The organism is Streptomyces sp. cg35 (assembly GCF_050410835.1).
GTDB lineage: Bacteria > Actinomycetota > Actinomycetes > Streptomycetales > Streptomycetaceae > Streptomyces.
The window spans coordinates 5,555,725-5,572,125 of sequence record NZ_CP191268.1; the positions used below are offsets into that span (position 1 = coordinate 5,555,725).

General features: G+C 68.7%; 14 protein-coding genes. 5 read left to right on the forward strand and 9 right to left on the reverse strand.

Translation table 11 applies throughout. From position 1 onward, the window contains the following. Positions 1-6 precede the first annotated feature (6 nt). The 8 genes from ACQUQD_RS25450 to ACQUQD_RS25485 form a co-directional block, all read right to left on the reverse strand. Positions 7-1,908, reverse strand: a complete 1,902-nt coding sequence (locus tag ACQUQD_RS25450) for a DUF6339 family protein (RefSeq protein WP_428954443.1) — start codon at positions 1,906-1,908, stop codon at positions 7-9. Continuing rightward, positions 1,905-2,804 carry a hypothetical protein gene (locus tag ACQUQD_RS25455; RefSeq protein ID WP_428954444.1) on the reverse strand — a complete coding sequence of 300 codons (900 nt, stop codon included), beginning with the start codon at positions 2,802-2,804 and terminating at the stop codon, positions 1,905-1,907. Before ACQUQD_RS25455 ends, ACQUQD_RS25450 begins: the two co-directional genes overlap by 4 nt. Continuing rightward, positions 2,804-4,771 carry a hypothetical protein gene (locus tag ACQUQD_RS25460; protein ID WP_428954445.1) on the reverse strand — a complete coding sequence of 656 codons (1,968 nt, stop codon included), beginning with the start codon at positions 4,769-4,771 and terminating at the stop codon, positions 2,804-2,806. Before ACQUQD_RS25460 ends, ACQUQD_RS25455 begins: the two co-directional genes overlap by 1 nt. Further along, the gene (locus ACQUQD_RS25465; RefSeq protein ID WP_428954446.1) at positions 4,768-5,787 is read right to left on the reverse strand and encodes a PD-(D/E)XK motif protein; all 1,020 of its coding nucleotides are present in this window, start codon (positions 5,785-5,787) and stop codon (positions 4,768-4,770) included. The genes ACQUQD_RS25460 and ACQUQD_RS25465 overlap by 4 nt, the downstream gene beginning before the upstream one ends. Beyond that, positions 5,787-8,390: a Z1 domain-containing protein gene (locus tag ACQUQD_RS25470; RefSeq protein WP_428954447.1), complete on the reverse strand. Its 2,604-nt coding sequence runs from the start codon at positions 8,388-8,390 to the stop codon at positions 5,787-5,789. Before ACQUQD_RS25470 ends, ACQUQD_RS25465 begins: the two co-directional genes overlap by 1 nt. Before the next feature lie 187 nt (positions 8,391-8,577). Beyond that, a complete protein-coding gene (locus ACQUQD_RS25475) occupies positions 8,578-8,985 on the reverse strand; it encodes a very short patch repair endonuclease (protein WP_428957653.1) in 408 nt (135 codons plus the stop codon). A gap of 85 nt (positions 8,986-9,070) precedes the next feature. Beyond that, entirely contained in the window at positions 9,071-10,105 is a 1,035-nt protein-coding gene (locus ACQUQD_RS25480; RefSeq protein ID WP_428954448.1) for an SEC-C domain-containing protein, read from the reverse strand. 99 nt (positions 10,106-10,204) lie between these two features. Beyond that, positions 10,205-10,657 carry a DUF3592 domain-containing protein gene (locus ACQUQD_RS25485; protein WP_428954449.1) on the reverse strand — a complete coding sequence of 151 codons (453 nt, stop codon included), beginning with the start codon at positions 10,655-10,657 and terminating at the stop codon, positions 10,205-10,207. Between the two features lie 91 nt (positions 10,658-10,748). On the opposite strand from ACQUQD_RS25485, the gene ACQUQD_RS25490 reads away from it, so the two are divergent. Genes ACQUQD_RS25490 through ACQUQD_RS25500 form a run of 3 tightly spaced genes read left to right on the forward strand, consistent with a single transcriptional unit; the run spans position 10,749 to position 13,329 of the window. Next, complete coding sequence (locus ACQUQD_RS25490) at positions 10,749-11,576, forward strand: class E sortase (protein WP_428954450.1); 828 nt, start codon at positions 10,749-10,751, stop codon at positions 11,574-11,576. An 11-nt stretch (positions 11,577-11,587) separates the two neighbouring features. Further along, positions 11,588-11,794, forward strand: a complete 207-nt coding sequence (locus ACQUQD_RS25495) for a DUF3311 domain-containing protein (RefSeq protein WP_428954451.1) — start codon at positions 11,588-11,590, stop codon at positions 11,792-11,794. Beyond that, positions 11,791-13,329 carry a sodium:solute symporter family protein gene (locus tag ACQUQD_RS25500; protein WP_428954452.1) on the forward strand — a complete coding sequence of 513 codons (1,539 nt, stop codon included), beginning with the start codon at positions 11,791-11,793 and terminating at the stop codon, positions 13,327-13,329. Before ACQUQD_RS25495 ends, ACQUQD_RS25500 begins: the two co-directional genes overlap by 4 nt. Positions 13,330-13,908: 579 nt before the next feature. Here ACQUQD_RS25500 and ACQUQD_RS25505 read toward each other — a convergent pair. Next, entirely contained in the window at positions 13,909-15,333 is a 1,425-nt protein-coding gene (locus ACQUQD_RS25505) for an MFS transporter (protein ID WP_428954453.1), read from the reverse strand. 113 nt (positions 15,334-15,446) lie between these two features. Between ACQUQD_RS25505 and ACQUQD_RS25510 the strand changes: the two genes are divergently transcribed. Continuing rightward, a complete protein-coding gene (locus ACQUQD_RS25510) occupies positions 15,447-15,974 on the forward strand; it encodes a winged helix-turn-helix transcriptional regulator (RefSeq protein ID WP_428954454.1) in 528 nt (175 codons plus the stop codon). 51 nt (positions 15,975-16,025) lie between these two features. Beyond that, complete coding sequence (locus ACQUQD_RS25515; RefSeq protein ID WP_428954455.1) at positions 16,026-16,343, forward strand: DUF6412 domain-containing protein; 318 nt, start codon at positions 16,026-16,028, stop codon at positions 16,341-16,343. Positions 16,344-16,401 lie beyond the last annotated feature (58 nt).

Genomic DNA, 16,401 nt, shown 5'->3' on the forward strand with positions numbered 1-16,401 from the left:
GCGATCCTAGCCGGCGAGAGCAGTAGCGATCGCCGTTCCCAGGGCGTGTGCGACTGGAGGCGGCAGAGCGTTGCCGATCTGGCGATAGGCGGCCGTTTTCCCGCCCGAGATCTGCCAAGCAGAAGGGATCGCCTGCAGGATCGCGGTCTGGGCGACCGTGAGCCTGGGCGGCTCCAGCAGAGGGAAATCAGCGTCAGGTACATCGTCGCCGAGACTGTTGCCGTTCACCCCCAACTGGGCCCAGGCGCGCTTCGAGCCGGTGGGTCCCAGGTCCGCCCCGCCGCGACGCTCGGAACCTCCCACCAGAGCAGGCGCCGGACGGGCGGCACGGCGGGCCCATTGCTTCGCGCCCGGCCAGCCTCCCTGAGCCATCGACGGTCCTAGCGCATCGGCAACGGTCGGGACGCGTAGCACCGTGCGTGAAGGCCAGACGAATCCCTCGGCGTAGGTCTCCTGAAGCGCCACCAGGAAACCGGACCTGCGGTGCTGCGGAACTCCGAAGTCCGCTGCGTCCAGGACCTTCCAGAACACGCGGTAACCCGCCCGCTGCAGCTCCGTCTCCATCCACGTGCGCTCGGCTTGGAAATCGTCCTTCTCCACCAGGTCCGGGAGGTTCTCGAGCAGCACTGCCTTGGGCCGGATCTGTGGTACGAGATCCACTGCCTGCCGCAGTACGGCACGTTCGAGCTCGTCGTCCGGGCGCTTCACGGCGGCCGCGGACTTGATACGTGGCATGCCACCGCTGAACAGACCCACACCCTTCACCTCTGGATGATCTAGGGGGTCGAAGTGCAGGAGGTCACCGCAGAGCACCTTCCACTGAGGCCGGTTGAGCTCGATCGTCCAGCATGCGTGGGCCTTGGTGTCGAGCAGCAGTACGGGGTTGAACCCCGCCTGCTCAAGGCCGAGGGCCTGAGCGCCGGAGCCTGCACAGATCTCGAACGAGGTGAACTCCTCGGCGCGATCCGTCGAAGGTTCTGTGGCGGTGGACGCTGCAACCGATGCGTGATGCGGCTCGATGCCCGATACGGCTGTGGATGCGGGCCAGGGCGGAGAGGCGGGTGAGGAGGGCGACTCCGGGCTCCGGAGCTTGGCGAACACTGTGGCCAACTGCTCCTCCACAGCGGTCGCGCTCTCCTCGGAGTCTCCGTGCTTGCTGCGCAGCAGTTCGGAGACCGACTCGCGTGCGGCCGACCGTAGTTCGGTGTCGAGGGCCTTCTCGTCGATTGCGTCGAAGAGAACGAACGGAGCCAGTCGCAGCAGTCTCTTGAGGAAGTCCTGTAGCGTCTCGCGCCGATTGAGCCCACGTAGATCCAATTCGTTCCAGACCCGCAGGATCGCCTTCACGAGGTGCGGACTGCCGCCCAATGCCGCTCGCCGGGCGTAGATCTGGTCGAATGCCGCCTCGCCGAGGATACCGAGTGCTTCATAGGGCTTGGGGTCCGCAGGGGAGAAGATCAGCTGCGCACGCCACCACAGTCGGCCGAAGACGTGACGGGTCAGGTCAGTGCCGAGCGCTCGGTCCCTCGGCGGTTTGGGATAGCGCCAAAGAGCGACGTCCGGGAGGAGTACCAGGGCGAGAAATGCCCACAGGTCGCGTGAGGCCGCCTCTGCGGGGACCAGGGACATCTGGGAGTGCAGCAGTTCGGCGAGACGGACGTCGAACTCGGCATTGCGGGCGCGGTCCGAAGCGTCGGGGAAGCCCCCTTGACGTGCCAGCTCGACGACTGATTCCCGAAGCGCCCACAGTTGCTCGGGACGCACTCGATCGCCTCCAGTGGCCACATACACCGCGGACGGATGCGATACGTCCACGCGCTTCGCCAGTTCCGCGATCGACAATTCGCGGTACTCGTCGAACAGAGGCTTGGCCTGGTCCGCGAGCAGGCGGGGGTAGAGCAGGCTCACTGCGGCTCCTCGAAGATCCTCACGGCTGCCTGGAGCTCGGAGGAGAACAGGCTCGGGGAGTGCTCCCGGCGCAGACGTACGTCGATGATCGATTGCTCCGGGAACAATCGGTGGAAGAGAGACAGCAACGTGGCGCCCAAGGAGTCCTCCGGATAGTCGGACTCGTCCACGAAATCCTCGTGGGACAACGCGTGTTCCATCATCGTCCGGGCGACGTCCGCGTAGACGGCTGACAGCACCATGCGGTCGACAGGACGCGGGCGAGCAGCATTCTGGAACGCCTCGGCGGTGGCCGTGTTCCTCTCGTTGATCAGCAACAGCAGCGATCCCATGGCGGCGCTGTCCAACTCTCCGGCGATCTGGATGTGCCAGGCCGCGCCGTTCGGGAACGACGTGTGGGAGAAGTCGATGACGGCCATCGGGAATTGGGGCGCGTCACCTTGGAGCCGTAGCTCCGTGGCGTCGTTCCACAAGACTGACCCGGCGCGTCTCGGTGCGGCCGGCCGGGCGTCGTCGCGTCGTTCGGCCAGGACCAGCGCAGTATCCAGGATCAGCACTCCACCGAGGTCGGAGCCACGCAGCCGGACTTCGAGATCGATCGTGGCCGGCTCCGAGCCGGTGAGGCGGGCCAGGTGGCCGGGTCCACGCAGGTTCGACCCGGTGGCTGTCCACACAGCGGAGAGCATGAGTTCGGTGTCCTCGGGCAGTCCCGCACGTGCCCGGGTACGAGCCTGGTCGACCTGTACCCGTCGGCGAAGGTGGAGGTCCATCTGGTAGTCCCAGTCGTCGATCGCTTTCGGGAGAGGCACGTCGCCGTCAGGAGTGATGAGCGACCAGGTTCCGGCGTCGACGACATCCTGCGGAGGAACGCGGTAGGGGAGGGCGTGGCGTGCCATCAGTCCGTCACCGCCTGCACCTTGATGGCGATCTCGGTCACGGTGTCCGGAGCGGGCTCGACCAAAGCCCGCCACACAGCCTCACCCCCGTCGATCTCGCACTCGGGTGCGGTGTGCAGGGATCCCTCCGGATCCTGCCATCCGAGGAGGGCAGGCATTTGGGCACCCGCCGGTGGGTCGGTCTCCCGGCCACCAGTGCCCGGCAGGGTGACGGCCAGGTCGATGCGGACTCGCTGCGGGGCATCGACCGGAAGCCGGAACTCCTGTACAAGCACGGCTCGTTCACCCAGGTCGTCGTAATAGGGCTCGCCCACGTACTGCACGCGGGGCCTTATCCGCCGCAAGGCCGGTGCCCCCGGAGCAGCCTGCGAGGCTTCTGTCTTCGGGGCGCCGCCGTGAGCCGAGGAAGGCGCGGTAGTGCGTTGACCATGTGTACGGACAGTCGCCTCGGGCCCTTCCTCCTCGTCCTGTCCGCGATTGCGACCGGGCAGGCCGGCACCGGGTCTGCCGTATGCGGTCGCGCCGCCGATTCCCCAGGCTCCGCCGACCAGGCCGGAGAATCGGGCGCTCGCCGCACCCAACGGCACCTGGGCGGCTCCGGCTCGAGCTCCGCCGCCCAGGGCGAGCAGTTGGCTGATCTCCTCGTGAATGCGGCGGAACGTCGTCCTGACGTAGGTGCTGTCCGGAATCTCGAGGGAGTGCCAGTGCCAGGCGTCGTGGGTGGGAGGCTCGGCCTTGGCGTAGACCTCGTCCATGTCGGGGTCACCACGGAACACCCCGGCGTACCCCTGGTTCTCACTCGGTGGCTTAGGCCCGGCGTGGTAGGTCACCACAAGTTCAGCCGGTCGCATCAGGCAGACATGGTGCACCAGGTCCTCGATCCCGACCATGCGCGAAGCGGGCTTCGGCTGCAACGGCGGCATGATGCGCTTGACGAGACCGAACCTGCCCAGCAACTTGCGCGGTTTGCCGCACGACAGATCCTGACCCTGTTCACCAGACATCCGCTCATGGGCAGCGACGAACAGATTCAGTGGGCGATGCCTGCGCGGGTCGGGAACGGGAATGTCTCGACCGTCGCACTTCACCTTGAACCGCATCGCCGGCGCCCCACCACCCCTCTCGATCATCTTCGGCCACAGATGCCAACTGATCGTCTCCGCAAGGTACTCGGCAACTTCGGTCGCCTCGAGGTGGCGCTCGTCGCGTTCCAGTTTGGGGTCGATCACCACGACCGACGTGCCGGTCTCCGTCGGCCCGAACGAGCGAAGTCCGAGTCGGTGCGCGGCCGCGTCGGCCTCCGCACCGATCAGGGGCTCGATGACTTCGCCCGAGTTGTCGCCCCACCAGTGGCGACCCGTGTAACGCCGAGAGACGTCGGACTCGTCCGCGTAGTAGCTCTGCCAGAGAGAGCAGCCGATGAGCCGGGTCTCGAGTTCGCCTTGCGGGCTCCGGCACCGTGTGTGGACCAGTACGGTCCCGCAACGCGAGAGCAAGTAGAAGATGCCCTTGCCGAATCCGTAGGTGCCGCCCCCGAAGGGAGTGTCGCGAGGCTCTCCGATGTTGCGGATGAACGAGACGAAGTCGCGCGACATCTCATCGGCGGTACGGTCCGCCCGGGTGGGGCCACCGAGCCCCGTGGTGCCCCGGTCCGAGACGGTGAGCAGGCGTATGGAGCCAGGCTTCAGAGAATCACGCAAGGGGAGTTGAGTTCCCAATGGTGCATTGCTGAGCAGCAGATCGCGCCAGGCGGGCCCGTGTGCCGGGCCGACGCTCGACAGGTCGATCTCGTAGTCGACGGGTTCGGACGATCCGGGTGGCCGTGCATCCCAACTGTTCTGTGCCGATTCGCGAACCAGGATGGTCAGCAGATCGAGCTCCGGTCTGCCCAGCTGATTGCGGATCCCCTCAGCGGCGCTTGCTCCCTCCGGGGGGTATGGCTGCGAGAACCAGACGGGGGCGGTCATGCGGGCTCCTGGAGAAGGGAGTCGAGGGTCGCGGAGATCGCTTCGTCACCCAGTACCTCCAGGTGTTCTCCGGACAGATCGATCGAGTACTCCACATCCTCGATCGCAATGGGCAGATCCGATTCGACAAGTTGCCGCCCTGTCAGCCGAGGAAAGGTCTCGTCCACGCAGTACCAGCGTTCCTCCGCCGTCGAGAATCGAGTCTCGCGGTAGTGCTCGACGTCTGTGGGCTGATAGCCGACCTGGCTCAGGAGATGGCGCACGGCCGCTTCGTCGTCGCACAGCTCCAGTGCCCGATCGACCAGTTCCGGCAGGGTATTTCCCGAATTCTTCGAGAGCTCCAGTCGAACCCACACCAGATGCAGTGACCCGCCGTCCGGCGGATCCAGTTGGTCGAGCCCGTGGATCCGGGGGCGACGGCCCTCGGAGGTGGTGGACGTCTTGACCTCGATCGCGCTTCGAGGGGCGGAGAAGTCGTGACGGTAGCCAGTGGGACCCAGCCAAAGGCGGTGGGCACTGGGGTCCCTCTCGAGCATCCTGACCAGCACCATCAACTCGCCGAACAGACCCGTGATCCGCTCACCGCTCAGTGGCGCGCCCTGGACTCGGAACAGCGACTTCCATCGGTCCATCGCTCGGTACAAAGCCTTGACCGGATTGGACGGCAACTGCTCGGCTGCGACAAGAACGTCCGAGCACAGCGTGGCGAACAGGTCATTGAGGTTGCGCTCCAGACAGCCGAGATCGGCGTAGGTGCGGTAACCCGCTTCGTCCTCTAGAGGGCGCTTACGCAGGTGGAGCACCGGCCCATCGGGACCTCTACGCAGTTGTTGGCGTGTCTTCATGGGGACCAACAAATGGCGATGGCCCTCGTAGTCGATCGCAGCCACCAACGTGCCGTTGTCGGTTCGGACCGGCAGGTCCGTGACCCGTAAACGGCGCTCGGCCGTCACCGGCTCGGCCTCGAGGGCCGCCCACTGGCCGGCGACTATGTCGCGCAACGATTCTGCGCTCATCACTCCTCACCCTCGATGAGGCGCAGCTCCTCCTCCTCGAAGTCCTCGAGCTGTACGCCGGAGAGATCGGCAGCGATGTACTCGGGCTCGACAGACGAGTCGGGGCCGTCAGGTTCGGGGAACACGATGCCGACGCCGATCACGTGCTCCTCGGCATCGAGAGGCTCACGCAGCTTCTTCGAGCGATCGGGCTCGGAGTACTTGTCGATGGGGTACAGCACGAGCAGGCCGGTGTCCGGAAGCTGTACTCGGCGAGCATCCCGAATCTGCTGCTCCGTCATCCCTGTGGCGTCACCGGGCAGGTCGACCGCTGCGTCCTTGCGGCTCATCAGGGTCTTGATGTCCGCGAAGTCTTCGCCCTTGTCGTCGGCCCGGAGGGCGAGCCTCGCACGGGTGACGCGGCCCACGGTCACAGTCGGTGCGAATTCATGACTGTCTTCGGGAGCCTTCGGTGGGTTACCGATGATGGCGATGTTCCAGCGGCGCAGCGCACCGGCGTTGCGGACCCGCTTCCGGATGTAGTCGGTGATGAGCTTGGCATCATTCTCCCGGGCGAGCTTCGCGCCCTTCTCCCGAGAGCCCTCGTGGAACTGATACTCGCCCAGGAAATCGAGCACCACGTCGTGCGGGACACCACGGAACAGAACGCGTCCCTCGGTGGACCGGTTCTCCTTTGCCACCGCGTTGTTGGCCACCACCCGGGAGACCAGACGCTGCGCGGCAACGAGGTTCTGACTCAGCCATGCGGAATCCGTGTGGAAGCAATGGGTCTGTACGCGCTTGCCGCCGTAGGACGAGGCGGCCTTCACGGCGCCCTTCATCTTGGCCGCTGCGGTTACCTGCAGCGACGGGTGCGTGCGTAGGCGCACCGCAAAGGTCAGCGGAGTCTCGTTCGGGTTGTGCAGGTAGACGTCGATGTCACGTCTCATCTCCGTCTCGACCGTCGCCAAGTGTCTGAACCATTCGGCGAGTTCGTCGGTCATCCAGGTGCGCGGCAGGTCGGCGTAGCCATTGCGGAAACCGAACCAGCGGCCCATCTGAAGCAGCGTGTCGTAAGCGGATACCGCGCGTACGAAGTAGCTGACGGAGAGGCCCTCCAGTGTGAGGCCACGAGAAAGGGTGTTGCCACCCACCGCGATGGCGATCACCGGACCGTTCTCGTAGTCGAGCCGGTCCTGACTGCTGGAGTTGTCCATGATGATGCGGCAACTGTCCAGCGCGAGCGGCAGCTCGGACAACAGACTCTCGAAGGGGACTCTGACCTCTCCGAAGTCCTCCGCAGCGACCTGCCCGGTCTCGTTGTCCCACAGCCTACGGAGCTCTTCGACCAATGCCGTGTCGTCCAGCGAGGCCCTGGTGTCGGCCCGGAGTGCCTCCAACGGTGCCCGGAAGCTGTTGTGCACTGATGTGTTGACACTGGTGTGGATCAGCATCGTGTTGTGCGGGTTTCCGGTTCCACGCACGCGTCGCGCTGCGACGACCAGCCAGAAGTAGAGAACCGCCTCTCGGAGTGTCTCGGTGATCTCCGGGGCGAAACCGTCCACGTCCGCCCGCGAAAGAGGCCGGACGTACTCGATATCGGTCTCGGGGACCGACCGGATCATGTCGTAGCCGTCGTCCACATCCGCAGGGTCCTCCCCGTCCAGGGCGTACCGGCCGAACAGCACCTCGGTACCGAAGTGATCCGTGGGCTTGGGCAAGCTGACGATGAAGTCCCGTGGATACAGGTCCTCGGCGCTCGGATCGATCAGCAGATTGGCGAAAGGGGAGGCGGTATAGCCGATGTACGCGCTTCGCGGCAGCCCCTCCATGATTCGCCGAATCAGCGGGTTGATCGACTTGGTGGCGACGGTCGCCTGGTCCGCCTCGTCGTCGATGATCAGTGCGGGGCAGTTCTCCAGATAGCTCGACGCACCCTCCAGCCACCTCGCGAGCTTGCGTAGTACCGTTGCGTTCTTCTTCACCACGCAGAGAACGTGGGTCCGGTTGCTCTTGCCGAAGAAGGAGGCCGGATTCGCCGGCGGAACGAAGTCCTGGTCGAGGCCTGTCAATTGGGACCACAGATCGGGATTAGGCTCCACCAGCTCGGAGACGAGTCGCGCCTGCGTCTGTCGGCGCAGCCCGTTGTGGATACCCGAGAGCACGATGAACAACTTGTAGCCACGATCCGCGGCCTTGGCCATCACCGCGGTGAAGTTGGTGGTCTTGCCGGATTGGACATACCCCAGAGCCAGACCGCGCGTCGAGAAGGACGGCTCCCGAGGATGGTCCAGAAGCGACATGATGCGGGTCGAGGACTCGTCGAGGGTCTTGGCGGAGGAGACGCTCCAGCCCCGGTCGTGCAGCGACTGCTCCAGAGCCGGCCAGCATCGGTCCCCAGGGCGTGGTCCCGTGTACCAGGTGTCACGGTTGCCGCGGATGACGGTCTGCGGTTCCTCGAGCTCCCTGATCCTGGTGATCTGCTGCTCGTGCCGTTCCTGGATCCTTCGGATGGTCGTTGCATCGATGCCGAACTGCTCCAGCCGCTTCACTGTCTCCGCGGGCGGGCATTTGTCGAGCAGCATGCTGAAGGTGTCGTACATGTCGTCAAACTCGTCAGCCACAGTGCTCCGCTCCCCCTACGACCATCAGCCGGTCCTGGGCAAGCGGCATCGACAAGTGACCCGCACATTGACATTGACACGTGCTCGCCCCGAATTGATTCAACGTTAGCTGGTGGTCACGGCGGCAGGGCAGGGAAGAAGGTCACGACTTTCACACTGATACCGCTAGCAAATGAATATGACCTGGTCACATGGCTTCCTCGGAGATGCGTACTTGTTCGGCTCTCCGTTCCAGCACTGCCTGTGCGACGCGTGCGGCCACGACCTCGGGCTGCTCGTGCTCCCAGAACCGGAGCACGGTCCAGCCGAGCGTGGTCAGATGCTCCGTGGTCTCACGGTCTCGGGCCATGTTCCGGTCCAGCTTGCGCCGCCACCACTCTGCGTTGGCTTTTGGTTGTGTTGCATGCTGAGGGCACCCGTGCCAGAAGCAGCCATCGATGAGCACCGCGACCTTGGCGCGTGTGAAGGCCACGTCGATGCGGCGCCGCGCCATGCCCGGTACGCGGTACTCGATTCTGTAGCGCAGTCCGGCGGCATGCAGGAGGCGTCGTACTGCCAGTTCCGCCCCCGTGTCCTTGCTTGCCTGCCTGGACATTCGTGCCGAGACGCCGGGGGAGGACGGCTTCACATCGTTCACCGCGCTCGGGCCTTACGGGGTACAGGGGTCGGGCGAGCGGAGATCACTGCCCGTGGCACTCCCCATAAACCGACCCCGACCCGCACCAACAAGCCGCCCCCGCCTCCGGCGGCCACTCCACCGCCCGCCCCCGCGCGGCCAGCGTCGTCGCGTACTGGGGGAGCAGGGACGTCTCGGTCGGGGAGGAGGCTTCTGATGCTGCGAAGGCCTCGTAGGAGGGGACCGTGCCCGTGACGATGCCCAGGTTGCCCGTGCCGGAGGCCGAGAGTTCGCGCAGCGATGCCTCTATCGACGACAAGTGGGCTTCGTAGGAGGGGTATTCGGTGGACAGGGTCGGGTACGCCGCCAGGAGTTCCGCGTATTCCGTCGACGGCCAGTGGAGGACCGCCACCGGGAAGGGGCGGGAGAGGGCCTCGCGGTAGGTGCCCAGTTCGGCGCGGAGGCGGTCGATCTCGGCGCGGAGTTCGGCCGGGTTGTTCGAGCCGAGGGCCCACAGGCGCTTCGGGTCGTGGAGTTCGTCGAGGGAGACCGGGGTGCGGTTGACCCGGTCGGCCAGGGCGTCCCAGAGGTCGTGGTCCGCGCCGAGCAGGCGGCGGACGCGGTGGCGGCCCAGGACGAGGGGGTGTTTGGGGTACGGGAGGTCGCCGGATTCGCGCTCCGCCTCCGGGACCAGGAGTTCCAGCGCCTCGGTGAACGTCTCGTGGGCCTGTTCCAGCTCGTCGTGGGACTCGAGGGACTCGGCCACGATCACCCAGGGCGCCGGATCCCGCGGGGCCGTCGTGCGCAGGCCCGTGATGATCGCCCGGGCCTCGGCCTCGTGGCCGTACTCCCAGAGGTTCGCCGCCTTGAGCGCGCGGATCAGGGCGGGGTCGTGTACGTCCGATGAGGCCAGCAGGGCGTCGTAATGGGCCGTGGCGCGGTCGCGGGCGTCCGCCAGCTCGTAGTGGGCCGCGGCCTGGAGGAGCAGCGCTTCCGCGTCCTCGGGGTACATGGCCGCCGTGCGTTCCAGGCGCTCGGCTTCCGCTACGTGGTCGGCGTGCTCGTTCTCGGCGGGCGTGGCAGGCGTGTCGGGGCGCATGGAGGACACCGTACTGCCGGACGGCCCGGGTGGGACCGTCACTGTCGGGCAGTGCCGCCGGCGGCGTCCGGGGCCGGCCCGGTGGGAGGGGGCCCGTGGTCAGTAGCGCCAGCTCACGCGGTCCCTGACCTCGTTCAGGACGTACGCGAGCCGCCAGATCACCACGACGAGCGTGCCCGCCCACAGCGTCATGCCCGCGCACACGCCCACGACGGCCTGCCGGTGGCGGGCGTCGGTGTCGAGCGCGGCCAGTTCCGGATGGGCCGGGTCGAAGCGGATCCGGACCCGGGCGCCCTCCGGCAGGGCGCGGGCCGGGGCGTCGTCGGGCAGCGCTTGTTCGTGCGGGGTGCCGTCGGCGGCGGTCCAGGACACGACCGGGTGCAAAGTCGCGTACGTCGCCTCGCGCGAGGCCACGTGGCCGGTGACCGTCGCCTCCACCACCGTGCCGGTGCTGCGGCGCAGGATCTCCGTGACCAGCTGCACGGCGGACCCCGCCGTCACGGCGAGTCCGGCGACGAACGGGATCAGGGCCAGCAGCCACAGAGCGCTCATGGGCCTCACCGTAGCCGCGTACCGCCGCGCGCCCGGGCCCAATCGTGGCGTGGGCCTGGTCAGTTGAAGCGCCGCGATCTATCTTGCGCGCGTGCTGCAACGTACGCGGACGGACAGCAGGCCCCAGGTCGTGGCGCAGGGGCGCCGGGCCCGGCCGACGGCCGCCCGCGTCCTGTGGAGCGGCGCCGAGGCCGCCGTCACCGTCGGGGTCGTGCTGCTCCTGCTCGTCGTGCATCAGCTGTGGTGGACCAATCGGCAGGCCAAGGCCGACGCCGGGCACAAGGTGCAGGCCCTGGAGCGCGAGTGGCAGCAGACCCCCGCCCCAGAGTCCCCGGCGACCGACGACCCCGCCGTCACCGATGACACCGATGAGACTGAGAACGGCGATGACGGCGGCGCCCCGAGTGCTGACAGCGCCCACGGCTCCGGCGGTACCGGTTCCCGGGCGCCCGCGCCTCAGCCCCGCTGGGACCAGGCCTACGCCATCCTGTCCATCCCGCGCCTCGGCGTGCGCGCGCCCGTCGCGCAGGGCGTCAGCAAGGCGAACGTCCTCAACCACGGATACGTCGGCCACTACCCCGGTACCGCCCAGCCCGGCCGGGCCGGGAACTTCGCGCTCGCCGGGCACCGCAACACGCACGGTGAACCCTTCCGGTACATCAACCGGCTGCGCCGCGGCGACACCCTCACCGTCGAGACGAAGAGCGCCACTTACACGTACGTCGTCGACAAGGGCCTGTCCCAGACGTCCGCCGGCGACGGGGGCGTCATCAACCCCGTGCCGCGCAGCCGGGTCGTGCCGTCCGCCGGGTACGACGATCCCGGGTACTACATCACCCTCACCACCTGCACCCCCGAGTACACGTCCAAGTACCGGCTGGTGGTGTGGGGGAAGCTCAGCCGTATGACGCCCCGATAGTCTCGTCGTCCGTGATCAAACGACGGCCCCATCTGCTCTGGCTCCTCGTGCCCTTCGTGCTGTACATCGGCGCGCTCCCGTTCGTGAACCGCGTCGAGCCCGTGCTGCTCGGGCTGCCGTTCCTGTTCGTGTGGCTGCTGGCCGCGACCCTGCTCACGCCCGTCGCCGTATGGCTGACCTGGCGCGGGGACCGGAAGATGCGCGAGGCCCGCCGATGAGCGACGGAGCCGTTGCCAGCACGCTCTTCGGGGCCTTCATGGTCGTCACCCTCGCGCTCGGGCTGCTCGCCGTGCGCGGCAAGGGGAAGGGCGGCGGGCTCGCCGAGTGGTCCGTGGGCGGGCGGTCGCTCGGGGCGGTGTTCATCTGGGTGCTGATGGCGGGGGAGGGGTACACCAGCTTCAGCTATCTGGGGGCCGCCGGGTGGGGGTACAACTTCGGGGCGCCGGTGCTGTACGTCGTCGCCTACATGTCGTGCGGATACGCCGTCGGCTACGTCGTCGGGCCGATGCTGTGGGCGTACGCGCGCCGGCACGGGCTCGTCAGCATCACCGACATGATCGCCCACCGGTACCGGCGGCCGTGGCTCGGCGCCGCCGTCGCCGTGCTCGTCACCGTGTTCCTGCTGCCGTACATCCAGTTGCAGATCACGGGGATGGGCGTCGTCGTGTCGACGATCTCCTACGGTGCCATCAGCCTCAACTGGGCCTATTTCATCGGGTTCGCCGTCACCACCGTCTTCGTCGTGGTGAGCGGGCTGCGCGGCAGCGCCTGGGTGTCCGTGCTGAAGGACCTCCTCGTCATCGTCACGCTCGCCTTCCTCGCCGTGTACGTGCCGCTGCACTACTTCGACGGGTACGGGGACTTCCTCGGGCGGCTCGTCGACGAGAAGAGCGCCTGGCTGACGCTGCCGGGCAGTGGCGGGAGCCCGTACGGGGAAGGGTGGTTCGCGACGACCACCTTCCTGAACGCGCTCACCGTCGTCATCTTCCCGACCACCGTCGCCGGGTACCTCGGTGCGCGCAGTGCGGACGGGCTGCGGCGCAACGCGATGTGGCTGCCCGCCTACAACGTCCTTCTCTTCGTGCCGATGCTGCTCGGCATGGCGGCGCTGTTCGTCGTGCCGGGGCTGACCGGGGCGGAGTCGAACCTCGCGCTCCTCAAGCTCGTGGTCGACTCGCTGCCGGCCTGGGCCGTGGGGATCATCGGGGTCGCGGCCGCGCTGTCGTCGATCGTTCCCATGGCCGTGTTCATGCTGGTCATCGGGACGATGTGGGGAAGCAGCGTGATGTCGCTCGTGCCGCGGTGGCGGGGGGCGTCCAGTGCGGCGTCCCGGGCTCAGAAGGCGGGGTCGCAGGTCGTGGTCGTCGTGGCCGGGTCGGTCGCGCTGGTGTTGACGTATGCGGCTCCCAACACGCTGGTGCGGCTCTCCCTCATCTCGTACGAGGGGATGGCTCAGCTTGTGCCGATGTTGCTGGTGGGGTTGCTGTGGAGGCGGCTGAGTTTTGTGGGGGCGCTGAGTGGGCTGGTCGTGGGGGTGGGGGTCGTGTGCGGGCTTGTGTTCAGCGGGCGGGATCCGGTGTTCGGGGTGAATGCGGGGATTGTTGCGCTTGCGGTGAATCTTGCGGTGACGCTCGTGGTGACGTATTTGTGTGCGGCTGATCGGGATGAGCGGGCGGATGGGGATGTGCTGGCGTGGGACCCGGTTGAGGGTGCGCCCGGTGGCAGGGCTGGTGCCGGTGCGTCTGCCGGGTGAGTGTGGGTTGGCGGGTGCGGGTCTCGTCGTGGCTGGTCGCGCAGTTCCCCGCGCCCCTGGGGGGCCTGCCTTCGGCGGCCCTTGCGTCTGGGCGTGTGCCGGGTTGGGGTGTGGGGCGGCTGATGGTGGGTGGTGGGTTGCTCGCGCAGTTCCCCGCGCCCCTGGGGGGCCTGCCTTCGGCGGCCTTGTGGGGAGCGTCTGCTGGGTTGGGGTGCCGTTGCCGGCCACCGGGCGGTGGGGGCTGGTCGCGCAGTTCCCCGCGCCCCTGGAGGCCCGCGGCTTCGCCGCGCCTCCCGGAGGCGGTGCGTACTTCGTGCGGCGCCTCCTGCGGGAGATGGCGCGCGCCGCGCAGGCCTCCTGCCAGAGACGACGCATGCCGCCCAGAACCTGCCCCTGAGACGGCGCACGCCGGCCAGCATCTCCCGCCCGTGATGGCGCGCGCCGCGCAGGCGCCTCCCGTCCGAGATGGCGCACCCCACGCAGCACTCTCAGTCTGCGATGGCGCACGCGGTGCGCATCTCAGGGGCGCGGGGAACTGCGCGACCGGCCACGACGCAACCCGCACTCGGCGATGGACCCTCACGCCCCCGGACGTGACGAACGGGGCTCGCCCAGGGTGAGCAAGAGAGCCGCCGCCGCGAGTGCCAGCGCGCCGGAGACGATCAGGGCCGTGTTCGTGCCGGTGTCCAGGGCGTGGCGGGACGTGCCCGTCGACGTGGACACCGCGATCATCAGGGCCACACCCGCCGCCGAGCCGATGTACCGGGCCGTGTTGTTCGCGCCCGAGCCCATCGCGGCGCGTCCGGGTGGGACGGACTCGACGGCGAGGAGGGGCAGCGCGGCGTTGAGGAGGCCGCTGCCGATGCCGGAGAGCAGCAGGCCGGGCAGGAGCCGCGGCCAGTGGCCGGAGCCCGCCGCGCCCAGCATCGTGACGACGGCCAGCGCGTGCAGGACGAAGCCGACGACGAGTTGGTGGCGCGGGGAGACCCGTCCGTGCAGGCGCCGGGACTGGAGGGCGACCAGGAACGACGTACCGGACCAGAGCACGAACAGGCCCGCCGTGCCCATCGGGGTCACGCCCATCGTGCGCTGGACGAGCGTCGGGACGTAGCTGAAGAGGGCGATGACCGACAGCCCGGTGAACAGGCCGCCCGCCGTGGAGGCCAGGAAGAGCGGGCGGCGCAGCAGGGAGAGGTCGAGCATCGGGGTCGCACTGCGGCGTTCCAGCGCGACGAAGGCCGCCAGGAGGGCGGCCGCCGCCAGCAGCAGTACGCCGATGGGCGCGCGCAGCCAGCCGTCGCGGCCCAGCGTGAGCGCGGCCAGCAGGGCGACGAGCGCGAGGCCGAGGGTGAGGGCGCCGGGCAGGTCGGGGCGGCCGCCGCGCGGGGACCGGGACTCGGTCAGGGACCTGGGGGCGAGGGCCGCGACGACGAGGGCGGCCGCGCCCAGGACGGCGTACGACCAGCGCCAGTCGGCGAGCTGGGCGACCCCGCCCGCCGCGACCGGGCCGAGCGCGATGCCGCCGCTGACGAACGCGCCCCACACGCCGGTGGCCCTGATCCGGCCCGCCGGGGTCGGGAACGCGTGCACCAGCAGGCCCAGGCTCGCGGCGATGATCGCGGCCGACGCGGCGCCCTGCGCGATCCGGGCGAGCGTGAAGAGCAGGGTGGTGGGGGCGAAGGCGCCGAGGACCGTCGTGAGGCCGAGGGCGAAGGTGCCCCCTACGAAGGCGCGGCGGCGGCCGTAGTCGTCGGCGAGGGTGCCCGCGACGAGGAGCAGCGCGGCGAGGCCGAGCGGGGTGCCGTTCAGCAGCCAGGCCTGGGAGGACAGAGCCGTGTGCAGCGACGCGGCCGTGTCGCCGAGCGTGATCATCGGCGCGGTGTACGTCATCAGGGCCACCGCGGTCGCCGCGCTCGTGACGGCCAGGGCGGCGGCCGGCCGCGGCGCCGACGGAGCGGGTGCCGCGGGGGCCTGTAGGGGGGCGGGGCGTACGGGCTGGGACATGGTTCGGCCGTCCAGAGGATGGGTTCAGTGAATGAACTCTGAGTGCGGGACGACCGTAGCATGGTTGGTTCGTTCATTGAACCTTTGGGCTGACGAGTGGTTACAGTGGGGGCATGGCTCTCGGCAAGGACTACGCGGCACAGGAGTGCTCCATCGCCCGCGCGCTGGAGATCGTCGGCGAACGCTGGACGCTCCTCGTCGTGCGCGACGCGCTCTACGGAGTGCGCCGCTACAACGACTTCCTCGTGCACCTCGGCATCCCGCGCGCCGTCCTCGCCTCCCGCCTGCAGGCCCTCACGGCCGCGGGCGTGCTCGAAAAGCGCCGCTACCAGGAGTCGCCGCCGCGCGACGAGTACGTCGTCACCGAGCGCGGGCGCGAGCTGTGGCCCGTGCTGCGCGCGCTCGGCGCCTGGGGCCGGGGCATCCCCGGCACCGCGCCGATGCGTGAGTTCCGCCACGCCCCCTGCGGCACCGCGCTCGGCATCGCGGGGGAGTGCCCGAGCTGCGGCGGCCCCGTGGCCTTGGAGGAGGTCGAGATGCTGCCCGGCGCCGGACTCGACCCGGACCCCGCCGATCCGGTCAGCCGCGCGCTGCTCGCACCCCGCCGCCTCCTTCAGCCCGTCGTGACCGAGCCTGTATAACTGGCAGGGACCGGACATCCGGACACGACGAGGGAAGGAGGAGAGCACGCCATGGCACGGACCCACAGCTGGACCGCGACCGTACGGCCCGCCGCGCTGCTGCTGCTCCTCCTGATCCAGTCCGTCCTCGTCGACACCGGCAGCCTCGCCGGGGCCGTCGCCCTCGCCGCGACCGCCGCCGCGGGCTCCGCCCTCGCCGCGTGCGCCCTGCTCGCCGCCCGCTGCGCGCCGGCCGTGCCGCGCCACCGGGTCCGTACCGCGATGCGCGACCGCGAGCAGCGCACCGCGTTCTTGCCGCAACGCGATCCCGACGCGTCGGGACGCACCAGGCCCCGAGCGCCGGGCCGTCCCGTCCCGACGGCCTGCTGACACCGAGTCCTTCCGCACCGGGTCCGCAGTCCGTCACGCCGAAACCCCCTGACGTTTC